This window comes from Spongiactinospora gelatinilytica (assembly GCF_003236385.1).
Classification (GTDB): Bacteria; Actinomycetota; Actinomycetes; order Streptosporangiales; family Streptosporangiaceae; genus Spongiactinospora; species Spongiactinospora gelatinilytica.
On sequence record NZ_POUA01000424.1, the window covers coordinates 1 to 6,181 of the forward strand.

At 71.7% G+C, this 6,181-nt stretch carries 8 protein-coding genes; 5 read left to right on the forward strand and 3 right to left on the reverse strand.

Annotated features, from left to right (window positions below):
- From C1I98_RS42045 to C1I98_RS33665, 4 genes are all read left to right on the forward strand, one after another.
- The coding region (locus tag C1I98_RS42045) for a hypothetical protein (RefSeq protein WP_158558290.1) at positions 1-224 on the forward strand (224 nt) is incomplete at its 5' end.
- Complete coding sequence (locus C1I98_RS33660; protein WP_111171379.1) at positions 221-916, forward strand: class E sortase; 696 nt, start codon at positions 221-223, stop codon at positions 914-916. The genes C1I98_RS42045 and C1I98_RS33660, both read left to right, overlap by 4 nt.
- The gene (locus C1I98_RS43300; protein ID WP_199537416.1) at positions 916-1,080 is read left to right on the forward strand and encodes a hypothetical protein; all 165 of its coding nucleotides are present in this window, start codon (positions 916-918) and stop codon (positions 1,078-1,080) included. Before C1I98_RS33660 ends, C1I98_RS43300 begins: the two co-directional genes overlap by 1 nt.
- Before the next feature lie 344 nt (positions 1,081-1,424).
- Positions 1,425-2,591, forward strand: coding sequence for a glycosyltransferase family 4 protein (locus C1I98_RS33665; protein WP_111171380.1), 1,167 nt, complete (start codon positions 1,425-1,427; stop codon positions 2,589-2,591).
- Positions 2,592-2,650: 59 nt separating this feature from the next.
- Here C1I98_RS33665 and C1I98_RS33670 read toward each other — a convergent pair whose 3' ends face one another.
- Positions 2,651-3,040, reverse strand: coding sequence for a cupredoxin domain-containing protein (locus C1I98_RS33670; RefSeq protein WP_146607805.1), 390 nt, complete (start codon positions 3,038-3,040; stop codon positions 2,651-2,653).
- 244 nt (positions 3,041-3,284) lie between these two features.
- Here C1I98_RS33670 and C1I98_RS33675 point away from each other — a divergent pair, with 244 nt between their 5' ends.
- Positions 3,285-4,469: a substrate-binding domain-containing protein gene (locus C1I98_RS33675; protein WP_158558291.1), complete on the forward strand. Its 1,185-nt coding sequence runs from the start codon at positions 3,285-3,287 to the stop codon at positions 4,467-4,469.
- 62 nt (positions 4,470-4,531) lie between these two features.
- Here C1I98_RS33675 and C1I98_RS33680 read toward each other — a convergent pair whose 3' ends face one another.
- Positions 4,532-5,962 (reverse strand): sortase, encoded by a 1,431-nt coding sequence (locus tag C1I98_RS33680; RefSeq protein ID WP_111171383.1) that lies wholly within the window; start codon positions 5,960-5,962, stop codon positions 4,532-4,534.
- Positions 5,959-6,181: hypothetical protein (locus C1I98_RS42050; protein ID WP_158558292.1), on the reverse strand; the 223-nt coding region annotated here is incomplete at its 5' end. The genes C1I98_RS42050 and C1I98_RS33680, both read right to left, overlap by 4 nt.

Genomic DNA, 6,181 nt, shown 5'->3' on the forward strand with positions numbered 1-6,181 from the left:
GCACCCGCCCGAGCGCCACCGCCACGCCGAAGAAGTCCGCCCGCCCCACCAGGACGGTCGTGGAGTCGGTCGCGCCGGTGGACGCCGAGGCCGAGGACTCCCTGGCCAAGACCGGTGACGGCTACGTGCTGCCGCTGCTGACCGTGGGCATCGGCCTGATCCTCGGCGGCGGGATCACCCTGCGCGCCTCGCGCCGATCCGGCTACCTGCGAGACGACCTGTGACGGGCACCGCCGAGCACGCGACCGCCGTCCAGGAGGACCGGCAGGTCTGGACGCCGCGCCACCTGCGGATCGCGCGGGCCGCCGGTGAGATCATGCTGACCTGCGGCGTGCTGCTGGTGCTGTTCGCCGGGTACGCGACGTACGGCAAAGCCTGGCGGATCGACCGGGAGCAGGGCGAACTGGACGCCGTCCTCGACCGGACCTGGGCGGCCGGTGACGCCGTACCGGCTCCTGGCCGCCCGATGGCCAGGCTGCACATTCCCCGGCTCGATCGGCGCTGGGCGGTCACCGAAGGGGTGACCCAGGCCGATCTGCGCAAAGGCCCTGGTCACTACCCCCGTACCGCGCGGCCGGGCGAAATCGGCAACGTCGGTGTCGCCGGTCATCGGATCGCTTCGGTGTTCTGGGACCTGGACCGCCTGCGCACCGGCGATCCGATCGTGGCCGAGACCAAGACCGGCTGGTACGTCTACCGCGTCGTCGGCCGGCGGGTGGTCCTGCCCACGTCGGTCGAGGTCGTCGCGCCGAATCCGGACCGCCCGCGCGAGCCGCCCACCAAGGCCATGCTGACGCTGACCACCTGCACCCCCAAGTTCCAGAACCGGCAGCGGCTGATCGTCCACGCCGAACTGGCCGAGACGCGCGCGAAGTCCGCGGGCAGACCGGTCGCCCTGGGAAACGAGCGCGCCTGATGTACGCGTGGATCTGGCGCCGGTTGCCCGGCCGTCTGCCGGTGAAGCTGACGCTGGCGGCCGTCCTGGCCGGCTGCGTGCTGGCGCTGCTGTGGTTCGTGATCTTCCCGCTGGTGGACACCCTGCTGAACCTGGAGGACGTGACGGTGGACGGGCGGCCATGAGCCGCTGAAGCCCGGGTGTCCCCGGCCGGTACGGCGGGGCGGGAATTCGGGTCGCGCAGGTCCGGAATTCGCCGCCCCAGGCTTTATCTGAACCGGTCTTTCCGGGCACTCGGGCGTATCGTCGGCTCGATCAGCGGATTTTCCGCTGTTTGCCGGGCATTCACCCAAGTCCTCCCAGTCGTTGATGCGCCGCTCCCTACGGCCGGACCTTGATCAGGCTATAAAGGGCAGGTCCGCGAACGATCTCCATCGCGGTGTCGAGAGTGGCTTTATCTGATTCACCACCCGCTCCTCTGGCCGCCCGCGTCGCGGCGTGGGCCCCGCACCCGAAACAGGGTCCGCATATGAGAATCTTGCACGTCAACAGGTTTCTCTACCACCAATGGGACGCCGAGTCCTATCTACTCGCCCTCGCGGACCTGCAACGGGGGAGAGGTGAGCGGGTGGCCTTCTTCGCGGCGCGCCACCCGGACAACATCGCCGTCCCCTACGAGGAGCACTTCCCGAAGTACATCCCGACCGATCCGCTGCCGCGCGGCCCGGTCGGCAGGTTACGCGGCACCGGGCGGATGCTCTGGTCCAGCAGCGCCCGGCGCGGGATCGGCAAGGTCATCGAGGACTTCCGGCCGGACGTGGCCCATGTCCACGCGATCTATCACCAGCTCTCGCCGTCGGTACTGTCGGCGCTCAGGGCGGCGCGGGTGCCGACGGTCATGACCGTGCACGACTACCGGCCCGCCTGCCTGCAAGAGCCGGGTCGCCGGAACGGCATGCCGGACGCGGGCCTGGCCGTGTCCCTGGAAACCTGGTTGCATCGCAGGTTACGGGCCTACGAGCCGGTGCGGCGGTTCATCTGCCCGAGCCGGTTCCTGGCCGAACGGCTGACCCGGGCGGGGGCCCAGCCCGGCCGGGTCCGCGTGCTCGATCACTTCGCCGACGGGGCCGGCCCGCCGCCGAAGACCGAGGCCGGCGGGCCGCTGGTCTGCGTGGGCAGGCTCGGCCCGGAGAAGGGCTTCGACGTCGCGATCACCGCGATGGGCATGCTGCGCGGGATCGGCGAGCTGGTGATCGTGGGGGACGGCCCGGCGCGGTCGGCACTGGAGCGGATGGCCGACGAGGTCGCGCCGGGGCGGGTGCGGGTCGCCGGGCGGTTGCCCCAGCCGGAGATGTCCGAGCTGATCAGGTCGGCGACCGCGCTGGTCGTGCCGTCCCGCTCCCCGGAGAACCAGCCGCTGGCGATCTTGCGGGCGTTCGCCTGCGGGGTGCCGGTGATCGGTACCGCGCTCGGCGGCGTGCCCGAGCTGATCGTGGACGGCGCGACCGGGAGACTCATCCCGCCGGACGATCCGCTGCTGCTGTCATCGGCCATGCTCGCGCTGTTACAGAACCCGCGGGAGGCGCTGGCCATGGGCCTGGCCTGCCGCGAGGTCGCCCGCCGGCGCTTCTCGGCGGAAGGCCACCTGACCGCGCTGCGCGAGGTCTACAGCGAGGCGATCAAGGAAGGCGGCTGACGCCGCAGCGCACCTGAGAGGGCGCGGTCCGTAAGGACCGCGCCCGCTGTGCGCCCCGGTCAGCTCCAGGTGGGTTCGGGGAGGTTGATCTCCACCAGCCCCTGCGCGCCGACCGGGCCGATCTCGTACGCGAACGTCCCCGAGGTGGGGAAACGTCGAGTGAACGACTCCCCGGGCTTGATCAACCCCGACTCCGTGCCGTCCAGCATCGTCACCCGCTGATCGCTGGGCGTGTCGTTGCGCCAGGAGATGTCGTCCCCCGGCCCGGCGATCAGGTGGCGCGGCACCGGGCCTTGCTCGGTGATCGCGATGCGCTTGCCCGCGGCCACCGTCACGGGTGGCACACCGGCGGGCGCGGGGGTGGCCGTGCCACCCGTGGGCCCGGTACAGGCGACCGCGGCGTACCACAGCGCGACCGCCGCCAAGGCGATTCTGAGGGGCCTGCTCATGGCATGCCACTATCCGGCCCGTGATCAATGAGAAAAGGCACGGCGCATGCCCGGCGCGTAAACGAAAGGACAATTCTCCGGCCGCCCTGAAAAACCCGGGATTTTCGCCGGTGTGGGCTAACAGTTCCCCTCGCGGACACGACTTGGTTGTTCTTGCCGACGGCGCTGGGCGTGATTATCGGCGTGCGTCGCAACGTCCCACAAACCCCCCTTCTGAATGGATTGAGGATTCATGTCCGCTGAAATGAGCAATGTCGGAGAAGAGCGCGACGGCAGGCCGCGCTTACGCAGGGTCGTGACCCTCGTGGCCGGTGTCGTCCTCAGCCTCGCGGTCGCCGCCCCGGCGATGGCCGCCCCGCCCAGCGCGAACGGCAAGATGAACGAGATCATCCGGGGCAGCGGCTCCGACACCACCTACGAGGCGATCGCCAACCTGGACGAGGCGTTCAACGCCTCGCCGGGCTGCACGCTCCGCGTCCCGCCGGCCGTACCGCAGATCGAGTGCGACCCGCACCCGCAGCCGGCGGCCAACCAGTACGAGAACTACGACCACGAGACCGCGGTCAGCCTCTACCCGCAGGGCTCGTCCGCCGGACTGCGCCAGCTTTGTGAGAAGGGCACCGCCGGCGTGTACCCGGTGGACTACGCCCGGTCCTCCTCCGGCCCCGGCAGCGCCCCCAGCCAGTGTCAGAACGCCGCGGACCCGCTCCGCTACGTCGCCTTCGCCAAGGACGCCATCGCCATCCCCCGGTGGAACGGCGGCCCCTCCGGCTCGGTGACCAGCCTCACCCACAACCAGCTCCGTGAGATCTTCCTGGACACCGCCGGTGACGGTTGCGCCGAGAACTGGAGCGACTTCGGCGGCGGCTCGGGCCAGATCATCGTCCACGGCCTGCAGACCAGCTCGGGCACGTACGCGACCTGGCAGTCCTTCCTCGGCGGCAACCCCAACACCTGCGTCGCGGCGACCGGCGGCCAGGTGCTGTTCGAGAACGACTGCACCCCGATCAACAACCTCGCCGTGGCCGACCGGCAGCGCTCGATCTGGTGGCTGTCGTTCGGTAAGTACCAGACCGGCGCCGCGGCGTGCGGCCCCGCCGCCACCGACCTGATCTCGGTCAACGGCGTCGTCCCGCAGGCGAGCACCATCCAGGACGGCAGCTACCAGTACAGCCGCTCCCTCTACAACGTCTACCACCGCACCAGCGTCCCGGCCCACGCCAAGGACTACATCGGCGAGAACGGCTGGATCTGCAAGCCCAACACCCAGCACACCAAGCCGGTCGGCAGCGCGGGCCTGGGCATCGCCCACGCGAGCGCGAACCGCAACTGGGGCGCCCACATCGACAAGATCATCGCGGACGCCGGTTTCGTCAAGGTGAACGCGAGCCCGCTGGCCAACAAGTGCACCTTCACCGACCTCAACTGACCCCCTGAGCGCCGCGACGCCGAAGCAGAGGGCCCGGCCATCCGGCCGGGCCCTCCCGGCGTTCAGTAGGTGGAGGGGATCAACCGCGCGAGCGACTCGAACCAAAGCAGCGCGGCCGCCAGCAGTACCGGACTCGTCACCAGGTACGTCGAGACCGTCCGCCAGCGCCGGTAGAGGACGATCGTGCCGAACAGCGCGCCCACCGTGGCCAGACCCCACCCGATCGCGGGCAGCCACCCGCCGGGGTCGCGGCCCAGGCCCAACTCGTCCACCTCGATGGGGTCCCGGTCGAGGATCTTGAGCGAACTCGGCGGGCCGTCCAGCCGGGACACCACCGCCAGCCTGCCACCGGGCCGGTCGGCGTCGCCGGTGGTCAGCAGCGTCAGGCGGTTGACGAAGGTGCCCTGGGAGAGGAAGTCCTCCTCGCCCGCCCCGGCCCGCTGCACGGCCTCGACCGTGTGCGGGAACCGGCCCTCCTGGGTGCTGACCGTGATCTTGTCCCCGGGCCGCAGCTCGCCGATCCTGGCGAACGGGCGGCCGTACAGGTTGCGGTGCCCGGCCAGCACCGCATTGCCGACCTGGCCCGGCATGGGGGAGGGGCGGTAGTGGCCGGCCGCCTCGCGCAGCTCACTGGTTCCGGTGCCCTGCACCACGACCTCGCGTACCCCGATCCGCGGGATCTCCAGCAGCGCCACGGGGGTGCCGGGGCTCGGTACCGAGGACAGGTCCTTGTCCCCGGCCATGGGCGCGGCGGCGATGGCGGCGGCGACCTTGAATTCCTCGTTGAGCCGGTCGAGCATGATCCGCTGGTTGCGCTCGTACGTCAGGTGCCCGAACCACGAGGCGTAGGACGAGAACGCGAGCAACAGAGCCCCGGCGATCGTGACGGCGGTGACCATGTGCCGCCCGAGCCTCCGCGCCCCCGCCGGGATCGCCGCCCGCCGCCGCTTCGCGGGGCCGGGCGCAGCCGCGTACGGCGGAGCGGCCCCCGGCGGCTGAGCCGCGTACGGCGGCGGGCCGTGCGGAGCGGCGTACGGCGGAGCGGTCCCCGGCACCGCACCGGGATATGCGGCGTACGGCGGGGCGTGGCCGGCGGTGCCCGGGGGTGGGTAGCCGTTGCCCGGGAAGGTGACCGTCACCGGGCCCTGCGGGACGTACGGCATGCCCGGATGCCCGTACGGCGGCGCGCCCGCCGTACCCGGCCCGAGGCGGGCCAGTTGCGCCTGCACCGTCACGCCCAGGCGGATCATCGCCGCCCCGTACCGCGAATGCGCCGACTCCACCCGTGCCCGCAGCCCCGGATGGCCCTGGACCACCGCGCCGGCCTGGGTGAGCAGGATCGCAAGGGCCCCGGCATGCACCAGCGTGCCCTGCGGGTCGGCCCCCGGCGCGTCCGCGACGACCAGCGCCACGGCGGCCTCGACCTGCTCGACGGCCTGCTCGACCTGGGCGACCAGAAGGACGGGGTCCTGCGGAGTGCCAGGAACCGTCATGCCTGCGGAGCACCCGTACCGTCGCCGCCGCGGCGGCGGAGGCGCTTGCTGATTTCGTAGCCGCGCCAGCCGCCGCCCAGCAGGACGGCCACGGCGCCGATCGCCGCGATCAGACCGGCCGGCAGCATCCAGGCGCCCGCCGGGATCACCCCACCGCGTACCGTGCCCTCCCCGCCCGCACGGGAGACCTGGGCGGGGAGGGCACGGTACGCGGTGGGG

Bases quoted from the DNA above. Each gene is read 5' to 3' on its own strand.
- C1I98_RS33675 (WP_158558291.1), top strand. From the start codon at position 3,285: ATGAGCAATGTCGGAGAAGAGCGCGACGGCAGGCCGCGCTTACGCAGG.
- C1I98_RS33665 (WP_111171380.1), top strand. From the start codon at position 1,425: ATGAGAATCTTGCACGTCAACAGGTTTCTCTACCACCAATGGGACGCC.
- C1I98_RS33680 (WP_111171383.1), bottom strand. From the start codon at position 5,962: ATGACGGTTCCTGGCACTCCGCAGGACCCCGTCCTTCTGGTCGCCCAG.
- C1I98_RS33670 (WP_146607805.1), bottom strand. From the start codon at position 3,040: ATGAGCAGGCCCCTCAGAATCGCCTTGGCGGCGGTCGCGCTGTGGTAC.
- C1I98_RS43300 (WP_199537416.1), top strand. From the start codon at position 916: ATGTACGCGTGGATCTGGCGCCGGTTGCCCGGCCGTCTGCCGGTGAAG.